Source organism: Hydrogenovibrio crunogenus (assembly GCF_004786015.1).
Classification (GTDB): domain Bacteria; phylum Pseudomonadota; class Gammaproteobacteria; order Thiomicrospirales; family Thiomicrospiraceae; genus Hydrogenovibrio; species Hydrogenovibrio crunogenus.
Window position 1 is genome coordinate 754,337 of sequence record NZ_CP032096.1, and the last position, 23,933, is coordinate 778,269.

17 protein-coding genes, 3 tRNA genes and 1 pseudogene are annotated in these 23,933 nt (G+C 43.0%); 14 read left to right on the top strand and 7 right to left on the bottom strand.

Annotated elements, in window-relative coordinates:
- Nucleotides 1-32: 32 nt before the first annotated feature.
- From GHNINEIG_RS03530 to GHNINEIG_RS03540, 3 genes are read left to right on the top strand one after another with little or no spacing between them, the layout of a single operon-like run.
- Nucleotides 33-1,010, top strand: a complete 978-nt coding sequence (locus tag GHNINEIG_RS03530) for a DNA-directed DNA polymerase (protein WP_135795367.1) — start codon at nt 33-35, stop codon at nt 1,008-1,010.
- 28 nt (nt 1,011-1,038) lie between these two features.
- Complete coding sequence (locus GHNINEIG_RS03535; RefSeq protein WP_135795368.1) at nt 1,039-1,812, top strand: TatD family hydrolase; 774 nt, start codon at nt 1,039-1,041, stop codon at nt 1,810-1,812.
- Nucleotides 1,809-3,674, top strand: a complete 1,866-nt coding sequence (locus tag GHNINEIG_RS03540; RefSeq protein ID WP_135795369.1) for an ABC transporter ATP-binding protein — start codon at nt 1,809-1,811, stop codon at nt 3,672-3,674. Before GHNINEIG_RS03535 ends, GHNINEIG_RS03540 begins: the two co-directional genes overlap by 4 nt.
- 58 nt (nt 3,675-3,732) lie before the next feature.
- Here GHNINEIG_RS03540 and GHNINEIG_RS03545 read toward each other — a convergent pair.
- Nucleotides 3,733-5,328 (bottom strand): annotated as a pseudogene (locus tag GHNINEIG_RS03545) (methyl-accepting chemotaxis protein); the annotation flags it as partial.
- Between the two features lie 1,069 nt (nt 5,329-6,397).
- Here GHNINEIG_RS03545 and GHNINEIG_RS03550 point away from each other — a divergent pair.
- Entirely contained in the window at nt 6,398-8,677 is a 2,280-nt protein-coding gene (locus GHNINEIG_RS03550; protein ID WP_135795370.1) for a heavy metal translocating P-type ATPase, read from the top strand.
- Between the two features lie 121 nt (nt 8,678-8,798).
- Here the strand turns inward: GHNINEIG_RS03550 and GHNINEIG_RS03555 are convergent.
- From GHNINEIG_RS03555 to GHNINEIG_RS03565, 3 genes are all read right to left on the bottom strand, one after another.
- Nucleotides 8,799-8,874: transfer RNA gene (locus tag GHNINEIG_RS03555), tRNA-His, on the bottom strand.
- A gap of 28 nt (nt 8,875-8,902) precedes the next feature.
- Nucleotides 8,903-8,979 (bottom strand) — tRNA-Arg (locus GHNINEIG_RS03560).
- Between the two features lie 61 nt (nt 8,980-9,040).
- Nucleotides 9,041-9,117 (bottom strand) — tRNA-Pro (locus GHNINEIG_RS03565).
- A 152-nt stretch (nt 9,118-9,269) separates the two neighbouring features.
- Between GHNINEIG_RS03565 and folD the strand changes: the two genes are divergently transcribed.
- Nucleotides 9,270-10,124, top strand: a complete 855-nt coding sequence (gene folD / locus GHNINEIG_RS03570; RefSeq protein ID WP_135795371.1) for a bifunctional methylenetetrahydrofolate dehydrogenase/methenyltetrahydrofolate cyclohydrolase FolD — start codon at nt 9,270-9,272, stop codon at nt 10,122-10,124.
- Between the two features lie 126 nt (nt 10,125-10,250).
- On the opposite strand, the gene GHNINEIG_RS03575 is transcribed toward folD, so the two are convergent.
- Nucleotides 10,251-10,922 (bottom strand): DUF5610 domain-containing protein, encoded by a 672-nt coding sequence (locus tag GHNINEIG_RS03575; protein WP_135795372.1) that lies wholly within the window; start codon nt 10,920-10,922, stop codon nt 10,251-10,253.
- 323 nt (nt 10,923-11,245) lie between these two features.
- On the opposite strand from GHNINEIG_RS03575, the gene prfB reads away from it, so the two are divergent.
- Both prfB and lysS read left to right on the top strand, forming a co-directional pair.
- Nucleotides 11,246-12,341, top strand: a protein-coding gene (gene prfB, locus GHNINEIG_RS03580) for a peptide chain release factor 2 (protein ID WP_135795373.1) whose coding sequence is annotated in 2 segments (ribosomal slippage) — nt 11,246-11,317 and nt 11,319-12,341 — 1,095 coding nt in all. Because the reading frame shifts where the segments join, the coding sequence is not laid out codon by codon here.
- 70 nt (nt 12,342-12,411) lie between these two features.
- On the top strand, nt 12,412-13,926 hold the full coding sequence (gene lysS, locus GHNINEIG_RS03585; protein ID WP_135795374.1) for a lysine--tRNA ligase: 1,515 nt from the start codon (nt 12,412-12,414) through the stop codon (nt 13,924-13,926).
- A gap of 126 nt (nt 13,927-14,052) precedes the next feature.
- On the opposite strand, the gene ygfZ is transcribed toward lysS, so the two are convergent.
- Entirely contained in the window at nt 14,053-15,117 is a 1,065-nt protein-coding gene (ygfZ, locus tag GHNINEIG_RS03590) for a CAF17-like 4Fe-4S cluster assembly/insertion protein YgfZ (RefSeq protein ID WP_189636921.1), read from the bottom strand.
- A 167-nt stretch (nt 15,118-15,284) separates the two neighbouring features.
- On the opposite strand from ygfZ, the gene GHNINEIG_RS03595 reads away from it, so the two are divergent.
- Complete coding sequence (locus GHNINEIG_RS03595; RefSeq protein ID WP_135795376.1) at nt 15,285-15,842, top strand: chemotaxis protein CheW; 558 nt, start codon at nt 15,285-15,287, stop codon at nt 15,840-15,842.
- A gap of 38 nt (nt 15,843-15,880) precedes the next feature.
- Here the strand turns inward: GHNINEIG_RS03595 and nadB are convergent, their stop codons facing one another.
- Complete coding sequence (gene nadB, locus GHNINEIG_RS03600; RefSeq protein WP_135795377.1) at nt 15,881-17,482, bottom strand: L-aspartate oxidase; 1,602 nt, start codon at nt 17,480-17,482, stop codon at nt 15,881-15,883.
- Nucleotides 17,483-17,563: 81 nt separating this feature from the next.
- Here nadB and GHNINEIG_RS03605 point away from each other — a divergent pair, with 81 nt between their 5' ends.
- The 6 genes from GHNINEIG_RS03605 to era all read left to right on the top strand — a co-directional run bounded on the left by GHNINEIG_RS03605 (nt 17,564) and on the right by era (nt 23,916).
- On the top strand, nt 17,564-18,067 hold the full coding sequence (locus tag GHNINEIG_RS03605; RefSeq protein WP_135795378.1) for a SoxR reducing system RseC family protein: 504 nt from the start codon (nt 17,564-17,566) through the stop codon (nt 18,065-18,067).
- 9 nt (nt 18,068-18,076) lie between these two features.
- On the top strand, nt 18,077-19,480 hold the full coding sequence (locus tag GHNINEIG_RS03610; RefSeq protein ID WP_135795379.1) for a DegQ family serine endoprotease: 1,404 nt from the start codon (nt 18,077-18,079) through the stop codon (nt 19,478-19,480).
- 208 nt (nt 19,481-19,688) lie between these two features.
- The gene (lepA, locus tag GHNINEIG_RS03615) at nt 19,689-21,494 is read left to right on the top strand and encodes a translation elongation factor 4 (RefSeq protein WP_135795380.1); all 1,806 of its coding nucleotides are present in this window, start codon (nt 19,689-19,691) and stop codon (nt 21,492-21,494) included.
- A gap of 14 nt (nt 21,495-21,508) precedes the next feature.
- Nucleotides 21,509-22,276 (top strand): signal peptidase I, encoded by a 768-nt coding sequence (gene lepB / locus GHNINEIG_RS03620; protein ID WP_135795381.1) that lies wholly within the window; start codon nt 21,509-21,511, stop codon nt 22,274-22,276.
- A 1-nt stretch (nt 22,277) separates the two neighbouring features.
- Nucleotides 22,278-22,979: a ribonuclease III gene (gene rnc / locus GHNINEIG_RS03625; protein ID WP_135796818.1), complete on the top strand. Its 702-nt coding sequence runs from the start codon at nt 22,278-22,280 to the stop codon at nt 22,977-22,979.
- A complete protein-coding gene (gene era, locus GHNINEIG_RS03630) occupies nt 22,972-23,916 on the top strand; it encodes a GTPase Era (protein WP_223260929.1) in 945 nt (314 codons plus the stop codon). The genes rnc and era overlap by 8 nt, the downstream gene beginning before the upstream one ends.
- Nucleotides 23,917-23,933 lie beyond the last annotated feature (17 nt).

A 23,933-nucleotide genomic window follows, 5' to 3' on the forward strand; every position in this document is an offset into this window, starting at 1 on the left:
AAAAAGTTACAATTTTTTATTAAGGGTTTTCTATGATTTTGCCGTGGCAAACACAACAATGGCAACAATGGATACAGCAAACCGGTCACTTAGGCCAAGGGTATTTGCTTTCAGGGGCAGAAGGTATTGGTTTATCTGAATTTGCGATGTCGATGGCAGAAGGTTTATTGTGTCAAACGAATGCGCTTCAAGGGTGTCAAAATTGTGTGCATTGCCACCAGTTTGCTCAATCAACACATCCTGATTTTTTTCAGTTAAAGGTCTTAGAAGATAAAAAAGAAATTTCTATTGATCAAATTCGTGCCTTAACGGATAAAATTTATACCACCTCTCATCAAGGCGGTTATAAAGTTGCCTTGATTGAACAAGTTGAATTACTCAATGTGTCAGCGTTTAATGCGTTGTTGAAAACTCTGGAAGAGCCGCCTGTAAAGACGATATTGATTTTAACTTCTTATCAAACCAGTTTGTTGCCAGCGACGATTATCAGCCGTTGCCGACAAATATCCTTCGCTTCTCCGCCACGGGAAGAGGCTTTGGCTTGGTTACAACAGGCATTGCCTCAAGCAGATATGCCTTTACTGAAAAAAGCCCTGAAAATTAATTGGGGTGGGCCTTTGAAAGCCAAAACTTGGATTGAAGAAAAATCTTTTGAGTTGGAGGCCGCCTGGCAAGACGATATCAAAGGGCTGCAACAAGGTCGATTTACAGTGTCTCAAGTGGTTGAAAAATGGAAAAAATATCCGCACCCCGAAGTGGTGCTGGACTACTTTTATGCCTGGTCGGTCAATGTGGTTCGAGCGGCCTTGTATCTCAATAAAATTCCTTATAATCCGAATTGGTTGATGTTTCAAAAGTCGGTCTTACAAGCCCGTCAATTTTGGCATCAAAATGTGAATAAAGATTTATTACTGGAAGGGGTTTGCCTGGAATGGTTGCAGCATCAACAGGATAACTATGAACCAAGTGATGTTTTTCAACAACGTTGGATTCGAGGCACCCAAGTTTAATCAAAAACTAAGGAAGACAAAACCATTTATGATTATTGATTCTCACTGTCATTTAAATATTTTGCCAGAAGATATTGGTACCACTGAAGAAGTGATTCAACAGGCTCATGATTTGGGCGTTGATAAAATGATGTGTATTGCGATTGGACCTGATCAATGGCATGAAGTGCTCGCCCTGGCCGATACTCATGAAGAGGTGTACGCTGCAATTGGGGTGCACCCGTGTGAGACGAAAGATGTTGTGGTGACTGATGAAGCAGTGCTGGAAGCTGCAAAGCACCCAAAGGTGTTGGCCATTGGTGAAGTGGGGCTGGATTATTATCACTTTGATGCTGAAAAGGAAGATATGACTTGGCAGGCAGATCGGTTCCGCCAAATGATTCGGTTGGCGATTCAGCTCAACAAGCCTTTGATTATTCATACCCGTTATTCCACTCCAGATTGTTTACAAATTTTGCAAGAAGAAGGTGCCGACCAGGTCGGAGGCATTATGCACTGCTTTGTGGAAGATATTGAAACCGCAGAAGCCGCCATGGCCTTAGGGTTTTATATTTCATTTTCCGGAATTGTTACCTTTAAAAATGCCAAAGAGCTTAAAGAAGTTGCAAAAATGGTTCCGCTTGATCGAATTTTAGTGGAAACCGATGCGCCTTATTTAGCTCCTGTTCCTTATCGCGGTAAAACCAATCAACCCGGTTATACACGCTATGTGGTTGAAGAAATTGCTCATCTCAGAGAGTTATCTGTCGAAGAAGTGGCCAACGCGACCACCGAGAATTTCAAAAGGCTCTTTAAATTATGAGTCAAGCATCCAGCAACATTTCATCGAATGAGTCATCTCTAGATAGAAATGTTGAGGGAGCAAATGACTCTTACTTAAACGATACCCAGCCGACTCAAGTAGCCTATAGCTGGCAGCGTATTTTTGATTTGGTGGTGCAGCATAAACCACGTTTGATTAAAGCCCATATTATTGCGTTCTTGGCAATGATGGCCACGGTGCCGCTCCCTTTGTTATTACCGCTCTTGGTAGATGAAGTGTTGCTTCAACAACCAGGATGGATTGTTCACTCACTCAACCATATTATTCCAGAAAGCTGGCAAACGGCACTGGGGTATATCCTAATCGTGACGTTGGCCACGATTCTGCTACGCATCCTCGGTGTGGCCTTTGGAGTCTGGCAGGTTCAGCAATTCACTCTAATTTCTAAAGACGTCACGTATCGTATTCGCACCGATCTTTTAGCGCGTATTCAAGGCGTAGCCATGTCTCAGTATGAAACGATGGGCAGTGGCAGTGTGACTGCGACGATGGTGAACGATGTCAATACGTTGGACACCTTTTTGGGGACAACCGTTGGAAAACTCATTTTAGCGGTCTTTTCTCTGGTTGGGGTAACCGCCGTTCTATTATGGTTACACTGGGAACTGGCGCTGTTTATTTTATTTATGAACCCTGTTGTAGTGTATTTTACGATGCGTATGGGGCGTAAGGTAAAAACGCTGAAAAAAGATGAAAACAGTGCGGTGGATGCCTTTCAACAGTCTTTATCCGAAACGTTGGATGCTTTGCAGCAAGTTCGAGCAGCGAATCAGGACAGTCCTTTTTTCCAGCGCATCCGTGGGAGTGCTTATGAAATTAAGCGTCATTCAGAAGCGTTTACCTGGAAATCAGAAGCGGCCAGTCGACTCTCTTTTCTCATTTTCTTGATTGGGTTTGATATTTTCCGTGGTGTCAGTTTTCTGATGGTGGTCTTTTCTAATTTATCCATTGGGGAGATGATGGCCGTGTTCGGTTATCTTTGGTTTATGATGGGGCCTGTTCAGGAAATTTTAGCGATTCAATACTCTTACAGTGCCGGGAGTGGTGCCTTGCAGCGTATCAATCAAGTATTGGATTTAAAACAGGAACCGCGTTATCCAGCGTTGAAAAACCCTTTTGATGCCAAAGAAGTATCTGTTGAAGTTAAAAATGTTTCTTTCCACTATCCTGGTAAAGAAGAAGCGGTATTGCATAACCTGAACTTTACCATTGAGCCTGGGGAGAAATTAGCTTTTGTTGGAGCCAGCGGTGGCGGTAAGACCACGTTGGTACAGTTGTTACTCGGCTTTTATGAACAAGAGTCTGGAGATATTTGCTATAACGGTGTGTCTATTAAAGAAATTGGTCAACAGCGTGTGCGTGAAAATATCGCAACCGTATTGCAACAGCCTGTGTTATTTCAGCAGAGTGTTCGGTTTAATTTGTCTTTAGGTCAGGACTTACCGGATGAGAAGCTGTGGCAAGCATTAGAAATGGCTCAGTTAAAAGAGGTCATTGAGGCATTGGAATATCAGCTTGAAACAGTGGTGGGCCGAAATGGCATTAAACTCTCCGGGGGTCAAAGACAAAGACTCGCGATTGCAAGAATGATTTTACAAGACCCTAAAGTGGTGATTATGGATGAGGCCACCTCTGCATTGGATATGGAAACCGAGCGTAAGTTATATGTTGATTTGGCACCGTTCCTGGCAGGGCGGACAACGCTTATTGTGGCGCATCGTTTAAGTTCGATTAAACAAGCCGATCGTATTTTGGTGTTTGAAGATGGTCATATTATAGAATCCGGTAGTCATGAAGATTTGGTTGTGTCGGGCGGAACTTATCAGCGGTTGTATCGCTAATAAAAAACCACCAGGCCTGGTGGTTTTAGATGTGTTGCTTACCTCAAAAAACAGTTGTTTAAAACTCATCCCACTCATTTGAAGAGGAGGCAGAAGCTTTTGTCATTTCTGTCTTTGACTCGTTTTGTTTTTTAGTTGAAGGCAAACTGGCAGGCTTGGCTACCGACTTTGATGGGCTGGTGGACTGAGGTTGTGAAGGAACAGATTTCTCCGCTACAGCCTTGGTAAGGGTTTCTCTTTTGGCTGCTTGAGTCAACTTCATTGTTTGATTGGTTTTGAAAAAGGTCATGTTTCTGTCTAAGCTTTCAGCTTGTTCGTTCATGCTGTCAGCGGCGGCAGCTGTTTGTTCTACTAATGCCGCATTTTGTTGAGTTACTTCATCGATTTGGTTAACTGCTTTATGAACTTGAACGATGCCTTCCATTTGTTGGCTTGATGCCTGAGCGATTTGTTCAATCATCTGTGTGACTTCATTGATCGATTGATTAATTCCAGACAAAACTTCACCTGACTCGGATGCCAGTTGTGTGCCTTGATCAATACGTGTAACACTTTCGGTGATTAAGCCCGTAATTTCTTTGGCGGCATCGGCTGATTTTTGCGCCAGAGAGCGCACCTCTCCTGCCACCACTGCAAAACCACGTCCGTGGTCACCGGCTCGTGCGGCTTCCACCGCTGCATTGAGTGCCAGTAAGTTAGTTTGGAAGGCAATGCCGTCAATTAACGTGACAATATCCGAAATCTTATGACTGGATTCCTGGATGGCACTCATTGCTTCAATAGTTTGTTTCATAACCGTAGAACCGGTGTTGGATTGGCCTTGTACCGTCTGTGCCACATCTGCTGCTTCTTTTGCCTGTTCAGCATTGCTTTTGACACTGGACGTCATTTCTTCCATGGTCGAAGAAGTTTCTTCAATGGCTGCTGCTTGTTGCTGTACGCGTTGACTTAAATCCATTGCGCCCTGAGCCACTTCTTGAGAACCTTGAGAGACAATTTGTGATGCATATGTTGTCTGATCAATGACGTCCGACAACTTAATGACCGTATTGTTGACGGTTTGCTTAAAGTCATTCAGATGACCTTTGTAATCTCCGGTGACAGTCTGGGTCAGGTTACCTTGTTCAATTTCTCTGAGTACGCTAATGGCTTCATTAAGGGGATGAACGATACCGTCTAATATCCGGTTAATCCCTTCAATCATTTGTTTCCAGTCACCTTGGAGCTGCTTAGCATCTGCGCGTTTATCAAGATTTCCGTTCGTGACTGCCTGAATCAACATATTGGTATCATCGGTAATGGTTTTAAGGTTGTGGCGAACCGCTTCAATGGCTTCATTGATAAAAGCTTTTTTACCGGGCAGTTTTTCAATATGGGCATTGAAGTCACCTTTTCCGAAAGATTCAAAAACAGCCATGGCTTTTTTATTGACGTTAATGTGTTCACCGACCATTGTATTGACACCTATGGCCATTTTTCGGAAATCGCCCTGGAATTTATTTTCGTCAAGATTGACATCAATGTTGCCGGCATCATGTTGTTGAGACATATGTTGCATATCTTCTAATAAAGATTTTAGGGTGTCTTGTACATGTTTCATTGCGCCCAGCATTTGGCCGGTTTCATCTCTAGTTTCGATGTTGATCTGGGTGGATAAATTACCATTAGCAATGGTGTTGGCTGTGTCGATGGAGTGGTGTAATTGTCGGGAGATGTTTTTTGGAATTGAATAACCAAGCCATAGAGCACCGAGTAGAATCACACCTAGTATCGCGGTGGCAATGTTCTGAAATTGATCAAGCTGTTGTGCTAAATGTTCGCGCATTTCAATTGATTTGGATAGAGCTGCTTCGCCGGCTTTATCCAAATTGTCTCGTAGTGCGGAGAAATGATGATCAGCCTTCTTTCGCAGGGCTAGAATTTCTGCTTGACTAGCCTGTTGTTCTATCGCAGCCACCAGATTGTCCGATTGCTTTTTCCAAGCATCAAAATCAGACTTAAAATTCGCCGATTTGGCTAACACATCAGGGTAATCATGCATGTTTTCTTGGTATTTCGCATAACGATCGAAAACCTGTTGAGCATTTTCGAGGCGAGATTTATTTTCTTCCTCGAATGAACCATAGTGAGCTAATAAGTTTAGCTCGGCTTCTTTTGCTTGATATAGATCACGGTCTGCATTGAGAGTTAAAGATATTGACTGAACAAATTTTTCTGCCTGTAACTGGATGGAATGTTCTTGCATTTTAAGCATCCAAGAAAAAATGACCAGTAAAAGGATAATTGAAACCGCCAGAGTGATTATTGGTATAGAACTTTTGATTCGAATACTATTAAGGTTTTTTGCTGTAAGCATAGAAAATACCGCCCTTTATATTAAGTTCTTTTATACGTATTTTAAATTATAATTTATTGTCGTTTTTGAAGTGGAAACTTTTTAATATTGATTAACCACGTTTTTGTTTAAGTTTTTGATGTCGTGTTTTTACGTTATTACTCATTGTTTTTTATACAAAAATTGATAGTAGTTAAAAAGTGAGAGGAAAAAGTAAATATTGCTGTTAGTTTTGATAAAGTCTAATGGAACCGCAAAGTAGGCATTTGTTTGAATGGTTATCAACGATTGTATTGTTAAAGGCTGAAGAATCACGGGCAATGATTATGAATATTATCTTTTTTTCTTTATGGTTTAATCCATTCACACTTGATTAAAGGGCTTTTAAGTGCATCTATTAAAACATGTAATTTTACTGTGGGTGTTTTTAACAACGCTATTCGGTGTGGTAGCGCTTTATGCTTTTGATGAAGCGAACTTGGCCGATAAAGTCTGGATTATCGGCGCTATCCCAATTTTCATTTGGGTGGTCTGGGATATCATAAAAAGTCTACACTATAAAAAAATCGGTGTGGATGTTATAGCAGCCCTCGCAATTGCCGGTGCTTTTCTGTTAACGGAATACCTTGCAGCAGCCGTTATTACACTTATGTATGCCAGTGGGCAATCGCTAGAGCAATATGCCGCCAACCGTGCCAAGCAGGAATTGACCAAATTACTCAGTCGAGTGCCAACAATGGCGGATTGTTATGTGGATGGAACCATAAAAAGTGTCCCGGTTGCAGAGCTTCAACCGGGAGATCGGCTGATGATTAAAACAGGTGCCGTGCTGCCTGTTGATGGTTATGTTTCAGGTGGTCCTGCAATACTCGATGAGTCTTCTTTAACAGGAGAATCACTTCCCGTGACACATGCCGAAGGGCAAGCCGCCAGCAGTGGTACGCTGAATATGGGACAGCCTTTTGATTTAATAACGGTGCATGATGCTGCTAACAGTGCTTATGCAGGAATTATTCGCCTTGTGCAGGAAGCACAAAAGGGCAAAGCGCCTTTTACCCGCATGGCTGATCGTTATGCTTTATGGTTCATTCCCTTAACACTAATGGTGGCAGGGGGAGCTTGGTTGTTTTCCGGAGATCCTGTCAGGGCGCTAGCCGTTTTGGTGGTGGCAACGCCTTGCCCTCTGATTCTCGCAGCACCAATTGCGATGGTCGCAGGCATATCTACCGCAGCTCGACAAGGTTTGTTGATTAAGAATGGCGCAGCACTGGAAGCTTTGGCTAACAGTGAACGGATTATTTTAGATAAAACTGGAACTTTAACGACGGGAAATCCACGGTTACTTGATATTAAGTCGGATGGCCGTTTAACTTATGAAGACATTCTCCAGTTGGCTGCTTCTCTGGAACAAGCCTCTTTCCATGTGGTTTCAAATGCGATTGTCGAGTCTGCTAAACAGCGGAATATAGCTCTCTTAATACCAAAACAGGTTAAAGATGTCGCTGGAAAAGGCGTGCAGGGAATGTTGAATAATCAACAGATCATGATTGGTCAACCTTCATGGGTGCTGGACTCAATGCAAACGCCTACCTCTGATTGGGTGGTTTCATTGCTTAAACGCTCCAGTCATAACGGTCAAATGCTATTGCTGTTATCTGTAGACCATCAGGTTCGCGGCGCTCTGATTTTGCAAGACGAAATCCGTACTGATGCTCCGAGAGCTTTAAGAAGTCTTCGAGCTTCGGGCGTCCAAAGCCTTTCAATGGCCAGTGGTGATCAAGTTGAGATTGCAAAAAGTATCGGTCACGTTCTCGGGATGGATCACGTTTATGCAGGGCTTCATCCTGGTGATAAAGTAAAGATTATTCGTCAGGAACGCCAGCAAGGCACCACAATGATGGTGGGAGATGGTGTTAATGACGCGCCAGCGCTGGCCACCGCTGATATTGGGGTTGCAATGGGAGCAGAAGGCGCGGGGGCGAGTTCAGAGGCCGCAGATGCTGTATTAATGGTTGAACGGATTGATGTGCTAGCCGATGGGGTGCAAATTGCTAGGCGCAGTCAAGCAATTGCCAAACAAAGTGTGGTGGTGGGGATGACGTTGTCCTTGATTGCCATGCTGTTTGCTGCATTTGGGTATCTTACCCCCTTGGTTGGAGCACTGCTGCAAGAAGGGATTGATGTATTAGTCATTATTAATGCGCTTCGAGCGTTGCGTTTTCCTGTAACGCATGACAGTATTCTGAATGTTGAGCAACAAGAAAAACTGCAAAAACAGCATGCTGACTTACAGCCTACGCTCGATCAAATGCGTCAACTGGCAGACCGTTTAGCCAGCCATCAACAAGTGACGGCTGAAGAAATAGCTGAATTAGCACGTTTGATTGAACAAAAACTGATACCACATGAACAAATAGATGAACGAAAGCTACATCCTGAGTTGGCCCATAAAATGGTGGGGAATGATCCAATGGCCATGTTAAGTCGAACTCATGGAGAAATTCTTCAGTTATGTAATCAATATTTGTCGCTGGTGAATCAACCGCGGGACGAACATCAACGCAATGCTATGATTGGCGTGCTTTATGGGTTGGAAGCTATTTTAAAATTGCACTTTGCTCAAGAAGATGAGTTGTATTCTTTGTTGGCCAATAATTACCAAGCCTAGCATTATAAAAAGCAGTTATATCAACGGTGAATGTTTTGAGGCGTTAAACTAATGACGTTTTAGAAACTAACGTAGTTAGATAATGGTTGCTTTAGTTTGAAAAGTAAGGGGGGAAGAAAAATGGGGCGAATGACGGGGATCGAACCCGCGACAACAGGAATCACAATCCTGGGCTCTACCAACTGAGCTACATCCGCCATAGTGGTGTGAAAGACATACCGTAAATGGCACGCCCATCAGGATTCGAACCTGAAACCCTCGCCTTAGAAGGGCGATGCTCTATCCAGTTGAGCTATGGGCGCTCTATCGAACCTCTCGATACCGTGTTGATAGACAATCAATAAGCATCAACAAGATAAAAATTGGTCGGAGTAGAGGGATTTGAACCCCCGACCACCTGTACCCAAAACAGGTGCGCTACCAAACTGCGCTATACTCCGAAAAGATGCGGCGTATTGTATAGAGCGAAAGCAAAGCTGTCAATAACTAAAATTCGCTTTTATTAAAAATTTTTTGCTCTGAGTTTTGTTACACGGAAATCGAAATCAGTTATCATATCGCGTATTCCGTGACTTTTAATAAGGATATCAATATGTCAGCACAGATCTTGGATGGAAAAGCCATCGCATTGGAATTAAGAGACTCGATTCAAAAAGAAGTGGCAGCGCAGGTGGCAGAAGGAAAAATGCCTCCTGGGCTTGCGGTTATTCTGGTCGGGGAAGACCCTGCGTCACAAGTGTATGTTAAGAATAAGAAGATTGCTTGTGAAAAAGCTGGGTTTAACGATGTGTCGATGGTGTTGCCTGCTGAAACGTCTCAAGCCGAACTGTTGGCTAAGATTGATGAGCTGAATGCACGAGACGATGTGCATGGCATCATCGTTCAGTTGCCTGTGCCTGACCATATTGATCCGGAAGAAATTATTGAACGAATTGATCCGAAAAAAGATGTGGATGGGTTTCACCCATATAACATGGGACGTTTAGCGACACGCTTGCCTGAATTAGCCCCTTGTACACCACATGGCGTGATGACGATGCTGGCAAAAACGGGCATTCCACTGCGTGGTTTGAATGCGGTTGTGGTCGGTGCTTCGAATATTGTAGGGGTGCCAATGGCGTTGGAACTGTTAAATGAACGTGCAACGGTCACAGTCTGCCACAGTGCAACCAAAGATTTACCTCAGAAAGTTGCGGAAGCGGATTTGGTGGTCGTCGGTGTCGGGATTCCGAACATGGTGAAAGGCGACTGGATTAAAGACGGCGCCATAGTCATTGATGTGGGGATAAACCGTCTGGATGATGGTTCGCTGTGCGGTGATGTTGAGTATGATGTTGCCAAAGAAAAAGCCAGTTGGATTACGCCGGTTCCGGGTGGGGTTGGCCCGATGACGATCGCAACATTGTTGCAGAATACCTTACAAGCTGCTTATGGCGTAAAAGCATAAGTGTAATTAGCGTTGTGTAGTGTTGTGTAAAAATAGCCAGGCCTGGCTATTTTGGGATCAACAAAGTTTGATATCAAAAAGCCCTCAATATTGAGGGCTTTTTGATGTTGCTGTCTTGTTTAAATTTTAAGTGTTAGGCTCAGAAGGCACTTGCTCTTCTTCAGCAGAGTCAGTCACTTCCGCTTCTTCTAAAGGCGGTAAGCCTAAAAATTCACGTCTGAAGTTTTCCATGCCTTTTGAGACCAAATCGGTCGTCGCCGAAAACGTGTCTTTGACCTGTCCATCAAATACATTCAAATCACTCAAAATGCCTTGTGCTTCATCAAACCCTTGTTGCAGTCCGCCACCAACAACGCTCATGAATTCCTGCATTAAAGCTTCGCCTTCCAGTTCAGGGTGAGCTTTTTGAAAAGCCGGCAAGAAAGCGGTGGCGCCACTGACGATTCGGCCAGCGGTATTTTCCGGCGTCCAATATTCCATGCCACCTTGTTTTTTCAGTGCTTCCTGACTGATGGCGTTTTCACCCAGTTCGGGCGTCAAGGTTTCATTCAGTTTTTCAATCGCCGCCTGAAAGGTCATTTTGAGCGAGTTTTCAATGGCTTTGCTTGAATCGCCAAATAAGTGCGCCACCAAGCTGGCTTGTCGCTCATTTCGGATGGTCATTTGATCGGCTTTGATTTGGCCTTGTCCAGGATGCTGTTCAGACTTGTTAGCGGATTGTGCTTGCTCGTTTCGGTTGTCGTGTCCCGCAAGTTTTTGATAAGCCATTAACCCGGGAGGGATGTTTGAGATGGGCATAACAATTTCCTTTTCTGGCAATGTAAAAAAACAAATGGAAAGTGATTTGGTTCAAGTCTCTGTTCCATTTCAAATAGAGAATTCTTATAAGTTTTTGTATTTGTTGTGTTTAGTGCTTATCTTATCGGTAATTTAATGTTTAAGAAAGCATTTTCTCTAATCTGGGTAACGGCCGTTTTGGTAAAAACTTAAGTAAAAATGGATGCGTCGAAAATAAAAGCGATTGTTTCGGGGCTAAGCGAAAAATTGTCGCGTTACACTGCTGATAATAAAGGTGAAAAATGGTATTATTTCGCTTTTAAGATGAAAGCCTATTAAAAGTTATGGAATTAAATCCAATTTACACCCAAATCAAAGATTTTACTGAGCGCACCGAAGTGCTTAGGGGGTATCTTTGACTATGATACCAAGCAAGAACGATTGGTTGAAGTTGAACGCGAATTAGAAGACCCTAGTGTTTGGAATGAACCGGAGCGTGCACAAGCCTTAGGAAAAGAAAAATCTCAACTCGATAATGTGGTGACCACCATTCAGGACTTGGAGAGCAGTCTGGAGTCGGCACATGAGATTTTGGAAATGGCGGAAATGGATGCCGATCAGGAAATGGTCGATGAAGTGGTGTCTGAGTTGGCGCGTTTGGAAGAAAAGCTGGAGCAACTTGAATTTCAACGTATGTTTTCCGGTGAATTGGATGCCAATAACTGTTATTTAGAGATTCAATCTGGCTCAGGTGGCACCGAAGCGCAGGACTGGGCGAATATGATCCTTCGTATGTATTTGCGCTGGGCGGAAAGTCATGGCTTTAAGGCTGAGATTTTAGAAATATCGGCCGGAGATGTGGCTGGTATCAAAGGAGCTACCGTTCATGTGCAAGGCGATTATGCTTTCGGTTGGTTAAGAACGGAAACCGGGGTACACCGTCTGGTACGTAAGTCACCATTTGATTCCGGGAATCGACGTCATACCTCATTTGCATCGGTTTTCATTTCGCCAGAAATTGATGACAGTTTTGAAGTCGAAATCAATCCAGCTGATTTACGCATCGATGTGTATCGTGCCAGTGGTGCGGGTGGGCAGCATGTCAACAAAACCGAATCGGCGGTACGGATTACGCATTTACCAACCAATACGGTGACACAGTGTCAAAACGGTCGTTCTCAGCATCAAAACAAGGCTGAAGCAATGAAGCAGTTACGTGCCAAGTTATATGAGCTGGAAATGTTGAGCCGCAACGCTGAGAAACAAGAAATGGAAGAAAATAAGTCGGACATTGGCTGGGGAAGTCAGATCCGTTCTTACGTGCTGGATTCCGGACGGATTAAAGATTTACGTACCAACGTCGAAACCGGTAACACCAATGGCGTATTGGATGGGGATTTGGATCAGTTTATCATCCCTAGTTTAAAGGCCGGTGTCTAAAGTAAAAGAAGATTAATTATAACAATAGAATTCAACCCTAACTAACTACAAGTATTGAATAGGAAGCAACATGGCAAACCCTGAAAACCCAACTCCTGAAGTCGATGAAAATAAAATCATTGCGGAACGACGTGCGAAATTAGCGGCACTGCGTGAAGCCGGCCACTCTTACCCAAATACGTTTAGACGTAACGATGTGTCGAGTGACCTTCATGAACAATATGACGCCTTCAGTAAAGAAGAACTGGCTGAGATGGAACCTGTTCGTGTCAAAGTCGCTGGTCGTATGTTATTGCGTCGTATTATGGGGAAAGCCAGTTTTGCTACTTTGCAGGATACACATGGTCGTATTCAGATTTATGTGACACGTGATGAGTTGCCTGAAGGGTTCTACAATACGCAATTCAAAAAATGGGACTTAGGGGATATAGTTGGTGCAGAAGGGTATTTATTTAAAACCAATACCGGCGAGTTGTCTGTTCATGTTGAGCATATTGAGCTGATTACCAAATCGTTGCGTCCTTTACCGGATAAATTTCACGGCCTGCAAGATCAGGAAATCAAATATCGTCAACGCTATGTGGATTTGATTGTGAACGAAGAAAGTCGTGACACTTTTATGGTTCGTTCAAAAATCGTACAACATGTTCGCAACTTTTTGATTCAAAAAGGTTTTATGGAAGTTGAAACGCCGATGATGCATGTGATTCCGGGTGGAGCAACGGCCAAACCGTTCCATACGCATCATAACGCGTTGGATATGCCGCTTTATTTACGAATTGCGCCTGAGCTTTATCTAAAGCGCTTGGTTGTGGGCGGGTTTGAAAAAGTTTTTGAAATCAATCGAAGCTTTCGTAATGAAGGGTTGTCAACTCGTCATAATCCAGAGTTCACGATGGTTGAATTCTATTCTGCCTACACCGATTACAATCAATTGATGGATTACACGGAAGAATTGTTAAAAGAGTTGGCAGAAATGACGGTTGGCTCTTCTCAGGTGCCTTACCAAGGTCAGGTGTTTGATTTCGGTAAACCGTTTGCGCGTTTAACCATGAAAGATGCAATTTTGAAATACAACTCAAGTGCCACAGCCGAAAACCTGGATGACTTAGAATCGGCTCGTGCATTGGCGAAGTCGTTGAATGTGCATGTGGAAGACAGCTATGGGCTAGGCAAGGTCTGGACGGAAATTTTCGAAGAAACCGTGGAAGAAAAGCTGATGGACCCAACGTTCATTACAGAATATCCAGCAGAAGTGTCGCCTCTGGCGCGTCGTAATGACGATAATCAGTTTATTACTGATCGTTTTGAATTATTCATTGGTGGACGAGAGTTGGCGAATGGCTTTAACGAGTTGAACGATGCGGAAGATCAAGCGGAACGCTTTAAAGCACAGGTTGAAGCGAAAGATGCCGGAGATGACGAAGCGATGCATTATGATGAAGATTATATTGTGGCGCTTGAGCATGGTATGCCGCCAACCGCAGGGGAAGGAATCGGGATTGACCGCTTGGTGATGTTGTTTACCGACAAACCAACGATTCGAGATGTTTTGTTGTTCCCGCATATGAGGCAAGCAGATTAATTTAGCTGCCTTAAAGCAATAAAAAAGCCGCAGACAATGCGGCTTTTTTGTTTCTGACTGTCTACAAGAGACAAGGAAAAGATTGAATAAAAACAGCCAGGCCTGGCTGTTTTTATTTATCCGATCTTACTCTTCCGTTAAATCGTAAGGTAGGGGTTCGATATTTGCAACCGCACCATTTTCAGTTCTTAACTGACCTTGTATGCTTTCCAATGGTTTTATCGTGGTGACCGCCAAGCAAACGGTGCCCTCATAAATATCTGGTGCAGACAAAACGGTGGTGAATTTATAGTTTTTGTCTGCCTCATCCACCAGTTTAAAGGTTTCACCAGTCTCGAGAGGCAACACTTCTTCCAAGTGAAGTCGCATCATACGCTTGGTGGCCTTACCACGGTAAAACATGCGTGCAATGACTTCCTGCCCTGGAAAGCAGCCTTTTTTGAAGTTAATGGCATCGAGTTTGTCTAAGTTTAAGAATTGGGCGATGAACTCATTGGATGTGGTGTCATTGACTTGCGGTTGTCCGCTGACAATATGGAGCAAGTTCCAGTCTTGGGTGTTGGTGAATTCACCGTTGTTTTTCAAGGTGTTCCAAAGTAATTTGGTTTGTTCAACCGGACCAAAGAAACTATAGCAGTGGTAAGGTCCAGGCAGCTTGACCGCGATGATATCCGAAAGCGTCTCATCTTGAACTTGCTCTACTTCATAAATATTTTTGATTTTGGTTGAAAGCAAACGTTGCACATCCAAGTCTGCGAAATCGCCTGCATAACCGACTTGAATCATTTGTTCCGAAACGTCTTCCAGTTCTACTTTGGAGCGCATTTTAAACATGGTTAGGCGTTGCAAGATGGATTGCTTTAAAGAACCATCAAAACTGAGGTAAAGCGCGCCTTGATGTTTAAAGACGGTCATGATCGCAAGTACTTTACCTTGCGGTTCACAATAAGCAGATAGTTGTGCTTGTTGTTCAGAGATGTCTTTTAAATCATTGGTTAGCTGACCTTGAAGAAAATCAAATGCTTCTTCACCGGTCACTTTAATTAATGCCTGATGTGCCAAGCTGGCGATGACTGGTCCATTCTTTACCATGAATCGTTCGATTTCGGGTTGACCAAAGGTGATGATTTCTTCTTTATCGTTAAAAATCGCGCCTTTATCGGCTAAAAAAGCTTTCCAATCTACATTCATAATTCTTCCTTGGATTGAGTGTTAGGCTTATTATACATTGATAAGGCGAGGTTGTTGAACCACTCTCATGCCTTGGTGTCATTTGAAATGATAAAAAATTAGTGATTGATAATCTCAAGCTGAGTCGGTAATATCTCTTAAATAAAGTAGGATTTTGGAGAAATGCAGTGTCGGAACAAAATAAAGAGTTTTTAACGTTTAAACTGAGGAAAGAAGAGTTTGCCATCGCGATTGATCGTGTGCAAGAAATCCGCGGTTGGCAGGAGCCGAACCCGCTTCCGAATGTTCCGGCTTTTGTCAAAGGGGTGATTGATATCCGTGGAACGATTGTACCGATTTTAGATTTACGTGAGCGGTTTAAGATGGCTGCGGAATTCAGTGCAACCACTGTGGTCATTGTGGTGAATATCGCTACCAGTCAAGGTGAAAGAATTGTTGGGCTGGTCGTGGATGCCGTTTCTGACGTACACCAGTTTGATATGAATGCCTTGCAGTCGCCGCCTGATATTTCAAACTCGATTGACAGTCAATATATCCAAGGGTTAACCACCATTAAAGACCCAGAAGCAGCAGATAAAGACAAAGAAGACACTAAAGAGATTGCGATGTCGAAGAGTTCTAAGGGACGCATGGTCATTGTGATTGATATAGATAAGTTGGCGTCTGAAGGTTTAATTGAGCAAGTCGCAAATGCGGATGAGTCCATTCCGTTGCGCAATGGCTAAAACGTGAAGATGGTTTAACCGGCTAATAAAACCCACTTTTAAGTGGGTTTTGTTTTTTTAGGCCTCAGTACCGTCGGTCGACTGCGTTTTTTCATATCAGGGTAGTCGAGGTTGTAGTTGAGTCCGCGGCTTTCTTTACGGCGCAGTGCGCTTTTAACCATTAGTTCGGCTACTTGGGTGAGATTTCTGAGTTCAAGTAAGTCTGAGTTCAGGGTATGTGCTCGATAGTACTCGTTGATTTCTTCTTTCAAGACCTTGATACGTTTTAGAGCGCGTTTGAGGCGTTTGTCGGTTCTGACGATACCAACATAATCCCACATCAATCGGCGAACTTCGTCCCAATCGTGACTGATTAGAATTTTTTCTTTCGGAACGGTGACGTATCGATCATCCCAATCTTTGATGCAGTCTTTTTGAATAGGGGGTTGCTTGTTAAATGCTTTATGAATCGATTGATAGGCGGTTTCAGCAAAGACTAACCCTTCAACCAACGAATTGCTGGCTAAGCGGTTTGCACCGTGTAAGCCAGTGTAAGCGGTTTCACCGATGGCGAATAAGTTTTGAATGTCGGTTTGTCCATTGAGGTCGGTTGAAATGCCACCACAGGTATAATGTGCCGCCGGCACAACTGGAATGGCTTCTTTGGTAATATCAATACCGACTTTTAAGCAACGAGCATAAATGGTTGGAAAGTGATGAATGATGAATTCCGTAGGTTTGTGCGAAATGTCTAAATAGACGCAGTCCACACCATGTTTTTTCATTTCCTGGTCAATGGCTCGTGCCACTATGTCTCTAGGTGCCAGGTCTGCACGTTCGTCGTACTGTTGCATGAAGGCTTCGCCAGATGGCAGTTTCAAAATACCGCCTTCACCTCGAACCGCCTCTGAAATTAAGAAGGAACGATCTTTTGGATGAAACAAACAAGTCGGGTGGAATTGGTTAAATTCCATATTGGTAACAGAACACCCGGCACGCCACGCCATGGCAATACCATCGCCTGTCGAGGTGTCTGGGTTGCTGGTATACAGATACGTTTTACTGGCTCCCCCTGTGGCTAAAACCGTGTAATGTGCCAAAAGGGTTTTGACATGGTTGTTCGATTGATCCAAAACATAGCAACCAATACAACGAGTGCGGCTGGAATTTAAAATCAAATCTACCGTCATATGGTTGGGCATCATTGTAATATTTGGTGTGTTTTTAACCAGATCTACTAAGGTTTCCGTAACCGTTTTTCCTGTATGGTCCGCTGCATGAATGACGCGACGATGGCTGTGGCCGCCTTCTTTTGTGAGGTGGTAACGATCAGACTGGGCTTGCTTACTAAAAGGAACGCCCATTTCAATTAATTCATAGATGGATTGAACGCCTTTTTCAGCCACCATGCGTACGGTTTTTTTATCACATAAACCTGCGCCCGCATTCATTGTGTCTTTGATGTGGGATTCAACCGAATCAAAAGGATCCAGAACCGCTGCAATGCCACCTTGCGCATAAGCCGAGCTGCCTTCTTGCAATGAAGCTTTCGCAATTAAAGTCACTGAATAATGACGTGCTAACTTAAGGGCGATTGATAACCCTGCAATGCCGCTTCCGATGACGAGTACATCTGTTTCTTGTGCGTTCGTTGCGTTCAATGAAATTCCTGCCTGATCCTTCTTGAAAAACCAAATAATGTTACCATAATCTTAAGAATAAAAGGGCGGGGTTGTTGAAAGATGAAAGGTCGGAACTTGTTACAAACTGAGGCGGAGGCGGAATCTGTTTCCGAACTCGGTGAATTGCTTGCTCAGGGCACAGTAGAAAAAGTTAAGGATGGCATGGCTTATGTTTCAACACAACGTGAAACAGGCTGTAGCGGGTGTCAGACGCAAAAAAGTTGCGGTACCTCGGTACTGGCACAATTGTTTTCGCCTAAAGCGACAGCGCCAATCCAGGTCATTAATACATTAGGAGCGAGAGAAGGTGATAAAGTTATTCTCTCAATGGATGAGTCACAGTTAATTAAACATTCTTTAATGGGATATGGCTTACCATTATTAGGACTTTTTATTGGTGCAATCTTGTTCAAAGTTGCCATCGCTTTTTTATTTGAAGTATCGTCGCAAGATGGTGTTGCGATTGTCGGTGGTGTTATAGGGTTGCTCCTTGGGTGGGGAATCACAAAAAAATATTATCGGCCCCAGTTACCTGTTTTAAAACAAATAGTTCAATCTTCGTAAGGAGACAAAATGAAAATACAACTAAAATCTTTGTATGGTATTTGGGTGGCTCTGGTGCTGGCACTGAGCTTTTCTTCAGTACATGCCTCTGGACCGACAGTTACACTCCCCGACTTTTCTCAGTTGGCTTCTGAAAATAGCCCAGTAGTGGTGAACATCAGTACTTTGAAGAAAGTTGAAAGACCTGACCATCCTCAATTAAGAGGAATGCCTGATGAGATGTTGCGTTACTTCTTTGGAATTCCTGAAGGGCAAGATCCTAGGGGCGGTCATCAAGAACAGGTGAGCTCGTTGGGGTCAGGGTTTATTATTTCATCGGATGGCTACATCATTACCAATCACCATGTGGTCGCGGATGCAGATGATATTGTTGTGAAGCTGAGCAATCGCCGAGAATTGAAAGCGAAGGTGATTGGTAGTGACGAGCGTTCAGATATTGCCGTGATAAAAGTGGATGCCAAAAATCTGCCGGTTGCCAAAATCGGAACGTCTAAAGATTTAAAAGTGGGTCAATGGGTAATGGCGATTGGTGAACCTTTTGGGTTGGATTACACCGTCACGCATGGCATTATCAGTGCTTTGGGTCGCTCACTTCCCGATGATACTTATGTGCCGTTTATCCAGACTGATGTTGCGATAAACCCTGGAAACTCTGGCGGGCCGCTCTTAAACACAAGCGGTGAAGTCATTGGTGTTAATGCTCAAATTTACAGTAATAGTGGCGGTTCAATGGGGCTTTCATTTTCAATTCCAATCGATATTGCGATGGATGTTGCACATCAGCTTAAAACCAAAGGGCGTGTTGAACGAGGCTATCTAGGAGTTGGTGTTCAAGAAGTGTCAGGTGATTTAGCCAAATCATTTGATATGAAAAGACCGATGGGAGCGTTAGTTACCTCAACGGAAAAAGGTTCGGCAGCCAGTGAGGCGGGGATTCAACCGGGTGATATTATTATTGAATTTGCCGGTCGAACAATCCAAAAGTCAGCAGATTTACCTCCCATTGTAGGGAACTCCGCTGTGGGAGAGTCAATCAAAGTTAAAATCTTAAGGAATGGAGATTATAAAACGCTGACAGTTCGCTTGAAGTCGTTAGATGATATGAAGTTGGCTTCTGCTGGTGCAGAGGCTGAAAATACGACTTTGGGTGTGATGATGAAAGAAATCGATCCGAAGGTGCTTGATAAATTGAATTTGCCTTTTGGTGTCGGTGTTTCTAAAGTCAAACGAGGCAGTGCAGCAGACCGTGCAGGCATTATGCCGGGAGATATTTTGGTAACAATTAATTTCAAACCCATTAAATCCGTTAAGGCTTTGAATGAAATTGTTTCTGCAGCTCCGAAAGGTCGTTCGCTTCCTGTCAGGGTGGTTAGAGGGAAACGTTCCGTGTTCCTTCCTCTGGTATTAAATTAATTATGATTGGGTTTGAGAGAACTAAATCTTATAAACAAGTGAGATTTATAACAATTTAGCGTAAAATACGCGGATATTTGTTATCAAACGATTCATTCATGTTTTTGATGCGAAGGGTGTCTAGCTTAAAAGAACTAGACACCCTTTTTTGTAACTTTTTTAAGTTTGTTTTTAATGAATCGATTACTGTTTAAAAATTGAGGCATAAATGTCAAACCAGCTTGAACATATTCGTAACTTTTCAATTATTGCTCATATCGACCATGGTAAATCGACCATTGCAGATCGATTTATTCATTTGTGCGGTGGTTTAACAGACCGGGAAATGGCTGCTCAGGTTTTAGATTCAATGGATCTGGAGCGTGAACGAGGCATCACCATTAAAGCACAAAGTGTGACATTGAATTATTTGTCGGATGATGGTCAGACATATCAATTGAACTTTATCGATACGCCAGGCCATGTGGATTTTTCTTATGAAGTTTCTCGTTCTCTGGCAGCTTGTGAAGGTGCTTTACTGGTTGTTGATGCCTCGCAAGGGGTTGAGGCACAAACCGTAGCTAATTGTTATACTGCGATTGAGCAGGGGTTGGAAGTTTTACCTGTGCTTAATAAAATTGATTTGCCAGCGGCAGAGCCTGAACGTGTGGTGGATGAAATTGAAGAGATTATTGGGATTGAAGCCCATGATGCCGTGCATGCCAGTGCTAAATCAGGAATCGGCATCAAAGAGACACTAGAAGAAATTGTGCGAAAAATCCCATCTCCAGAAGGCGATTTAGAGTCACCATTAAAGGCGTTGATTATTGATTCATGGTTCGATAATTATTTAGGGGTTGTGTCACTGGTTCGAGTCATTGACGGTAAAATCAGTAAGAAAACCAAAATGAAAATCATGTCAACAAAGGAAGAGTATGTTGTTGACGAGGTGGGGATTTTCACACCGAAACGTACGCCTAGAGAGGCATTGTCAGCGGGTGAAGTAGGATATGTTATTGCAGGTATTAAAGATATCGACGGCGCACCTGTTGGGGATACGATTACCATTTCCGGAAATGAGTCTGATCCTTTGCCTGGATTTAAGCCTGTCAAACCGCGCGTTTTTGCAGGTCTTTTCCCGATCAGTTCAGAAGACTTTGAAGATTTAAGAGAGGCTTTGCGTAAGTTACGCTTGAATGATGCGGCGCTTCATTTTGAACCGGAAAGTTCCGATGCACTTGGTTTTGGCTTTCGTTGTGGCTTTTTGGGAATGCTGCATATGGAGATCATTCAGGAACGGCTTGAACGTGAGTATAACCTGGATCTGATCACGACAGCGCCGACTGTTATTTATGAAGTGTTAACGAAAAAAGGTGAGTTGTTAGATATTGATAACCCTTCAAGTTTGCCTGACCCGAGTTTGATTGAAGAGATTCGTGAGCCGATCATCCAAGCTAATATTTTAGTGCCGAACGAGTATGTGGGTGCTGTGATGAAGCTATGTTTGGAGAAACGTGGCGTTCAAAAAGATATGCAGTATGTCGGGAACCAGGTATCTATCCATTATGAATTGCCTTTGAATGAAGTGGTTCTAGACTTTTTTGATCGTTTGAAATCAACCAGTCGAGGGTATGCTTCGATGGAATATGATTTCAAACGTTTCCAAGCAGATGACCTTGTGAAGCTTGAATTCTTGGTGAACAGTGAACCTGTTGATGCATTAGCGATTATTGTTCATAAAGCCACGGCAGTACAACGAGGCAAGGTGTTGATTGAGAAGCTGAGAAAGATTATTCCTCGTCAAATGTTCGATGTTGCGATACAAGCAGCAATTGGTGCTAAAATTATCGGCAGAACAAATGTGAAGGCATTGCGCAAGAATGTAACGGCAAAATGTTATGGGGGCGATGTTTCACGTAAGAAAAAACTACTGCAGAAACAAAAAGAGGGTAAAAAACGAATGAAATCCATCGGGAGTGTTGAGCTTCCACAGGAAGCGTTTTTAGCCGTGTTAAATACTTCAGAAGAAGATTAAAGAGAAATATCCCAATGAGTTTTGAGTTAATTTTAGTTATTATCACGGCCATTACAGGTGTTGTCGTTTATGTAGATCGAACCGTTTGGCGTCCAAAAAGAGAGCGCTCGGTTACAACCGAAAAAGAACCGATTCTTGTTGAGTATTCGCGTTCCTTATTTCCTGTTTTTTTAATTGTTCTAGTACTTCGTTCTTTTGTGATCGAACCTTTTAGAATCCCTTCTGGTTCGATGTACCCAACGTTAGAGATTGGCGATTTTATTGTCGTGAATAAATTTGCTTACGGCATTAAGTTACCTGTAACGCAAACGAAGATTTTACCGATTGGCGAGCCTAAACGCGGGGATGTCGTGGTTTTTAAATATCCTAAAGATCCTGATGTGGACTATATTAAAAGAGTCGTTGGATTGCCTGGAGATGAAATTACGTATATCGGTAGAACGGTTTTCATTAACGGAAAGCCTGCTAAGCAAACTTTTTTGAGTGAATACCAAGGAGAAGGGTCCGGTAAAGTAATGAATGGCGCTTCTTTAATGCAAGAAAATTTAGGAGATGCTTCGCATCTGATTTTATCTGATCGAGAAAAAACCAGCCAGGATATGAATACTGTCGTGGTGCCTGAAGGTCATTATTTCATGATGGGCGATAATCGAGATCACAGTAATGACAGTCGTTTTTGGGGGTTTGTACCTGAAAAAAATCTTAAAGGGAAAGCTTTTGGGATATGGATGAATTGGGATGATGGTATTCAATTTGACCGTATTGGAAAGGGAATCGAATAAGATGTCTGAAGTGGAAAAGCAGGCCAAGCTTAATCGGCTTTCTAAATCATTAGGTTATCAATATAAGAATATTGAGTTTCTGCAAAGAGCTTTGACGCATAGAAGTATGGGAGCCAAGAATAACGAGCGACTAGAATTTCTAGGAGACAGCCTGGTTAACTTTATGATTGCAGATGCATTATTCCACCAATTTCATAAGATTTCAGAAGGAGATTTAAGTCGAATTCGAGCTTTTTTAGTTAAAGGTGAGACATTGGCTAAAATTGGAAAAGAGTATCAGTTATCTGATTATTTGATGCTAGGACCTGGCGAGTTGAAGAGTGGCGGTTATCGCCGTGAATCGATCATTGCCGATACCGTTGAAGCGATTATTGCGTCTGTTTACGAAGATGGTGGGTTAGATGCTTGCCGTGCTTTTGTAATGCGCCTTTATGAAAATCGATTGAAAGAATTAGACCCCTCTAAAATTGGAAAAGATCCAAAAACACGATTACAAGAGTTCTTGCAGTCAAATCGTGAACAACTGCCTGAGTACAGTGTGATGACGGTGAATGGTCCGGCACATGCACAAGAGTTTACTGTGTCGTGTTATGTGGCAAAATTAAATAGAAAATTTGAAGCCACAGCGACAAATCGTAGAAAAGCTGAACAAGTCGCTGCTCAAGAAGCCTTAGATATTTTGGAGAACAATCATCATGACTGAAGAAATAAACACTCCAGAAAATACGGCTATGAGCTCGCCTTATCATGCAGGTTTTGTGGCGGTTATTGGGCGTCCAAATGTCGGTAAGTCGACCATCATGAATGGATTGTTGGGGCAAAAATTAAGTATTACGTCACCCAAGCCGCAAACCACACGCCATCGAATTCATGGCATTCATACGACAGAGCACTTTCAAATTGTATTTGTGGATACACCGGGCATGCATTTGGGAGCTTCAAAGTCAATTAATCGTTATATGAACAGAGCGGCTAACAGTGCTTTTGGGGACGTTGATGCTGTTTTATTTGTTGTAGAGGCAGGACGATGGTCAAAAGAAGATCAAGCCGTCGCGGATAAGTGTCAAAACTTAGATGTTCCTGTGATTGTGCTGGTCAATAAAATTGATAAGTTCAAGCAGAAAGAAGAATTGTTTCCTTTTCTACAAAAAGTGGGAGAAAAAGTGCCTTTTGAAGCATTGATTCCGGTTTCAGCCTATACCAAATCTGGATTTGATGCCATTGAAACAGAAATTCTAAAGCATATACCTGAGCAGCCTGCTATTTTTCCTGAAGACTATATCACTGATCGATCGACACGTTTTTTGGCATCAGAAATTGTACGTGAGAAATTGATGCGTACCTTGGGTGATGAAGTGCCTTATGGAGCGACAGTTGAGATCGAACAGTTTAAATTTGACGAAGAAGAAAATCGTTGGCATATCAATGCCTTGATTTTGGTGGAAAGACCTGGTCAAAAACAAATTGTGATTGGGAAGAAAGGTGAGCAAATCAAACAAATGGGGATTCAGGCCAGAAAAGACTTGATGCACTTATTGGATAGCCGAGTGCATCTTGAGTTGTGGGTCAAGGTGAAGGAAAATTGGTCAGATGATGAACGCGCTTTGGCAAGCTTAGGATATACCGAAGATCACCGTTAATCATCTCGAAGCCAGTA

Excerpts from the sequence above, each read along its gene's own strand:
- GHNINEIG_RS03530 (WP_135795367.1), top strand. The coding sequence starts at position 33 with ATGATTTTGCCGTGGCAAACACAACAATGGCAACAATGGATACAGCAA.
- GHNINEIG_RS03535 (WP_135795368.1), top strand. The coding sequence starts at position 1,039 with ATGATTATTGATTCTCACTGTCATTTAAATATTTTGCCAGAAGATATT.
- GHNINEIG_RS03540 (WP_135795369.1), top strand. The coding sequence starts at position 1,809 with ATGAGTCAAGCATCCAGCAACATTTCATCGAATGAGTCATCTCTAGAT.
- folD (WP_135795371.1), top strand. The coding sequence starts at position 9,270 with ATGTCAGCACAGATCTTGGATGGAAAAGCCATCGCATTGGAATTAAGA.
- GHNINEIG_RS03575 (WP_135795372.1), bottom strand. The coding sequence starts at position 10,922 with ATGCCCATCTCAAACATCCCTCCCGGGTTAATGGCTTATCAAAAACTT.
- lysS (WP_135795374.1), top strand. The coding sequence starts at position 12,412 with ATGGCAAACCCTGAAAACCCAACTCCTGAAGTCGATGAAAATAAAATC.
- ygfZ (WP_189636921.1), bottom strand. The coding sequence starts at position 15,117 with ATGAATGTAGATTGGAAAGCTTTTTTAGCCGATAAAGGCGCGATTTTT.
- GHNINEIG_RS03605 (WP_135795378.1), top strand. The coding sequence starts at position 17,564 with ATGAAAGGTCGGAACTTGTTACAAACTGAGGCGGAGGCGGAATCTGTT.
- GHNINEIG_RS03610 (WP_135795379.1), top strand. The coding sequence starts at position 18,077 with ATGAAAATACAACTAAAATCTTTGTATGGTATTTGGGTGGCTCTGGTG.
- lepA (WP_135795380.1), top strand. The coding sequence starts at position 19,689 with ATGTCAAACCAGCTTGAACATATTCGTAACTTTTCAATTATTGCTCAT.
- lepB (WP_135795381.1), top strand. The coding sequence starts at position 21,509 with ATGAGTTTTGAGTTAATTTTAGTTATTATCACGGCCATTACAGGTGTT.
- rnc (WP_135796818.1), top strand. The coding sequence starts at position 22,278 with ATGTCTGAAGTGGAAAAGCAGGCCAAGCTTAATCGGCTTTCTAAATCA.
- era (WP_223260929.1), top strand. The coding sequence starts at position 22,972 with ATGACTGAAGAAATAAACACTCCAGAAAATACGGCTATGAGCTCGCCT.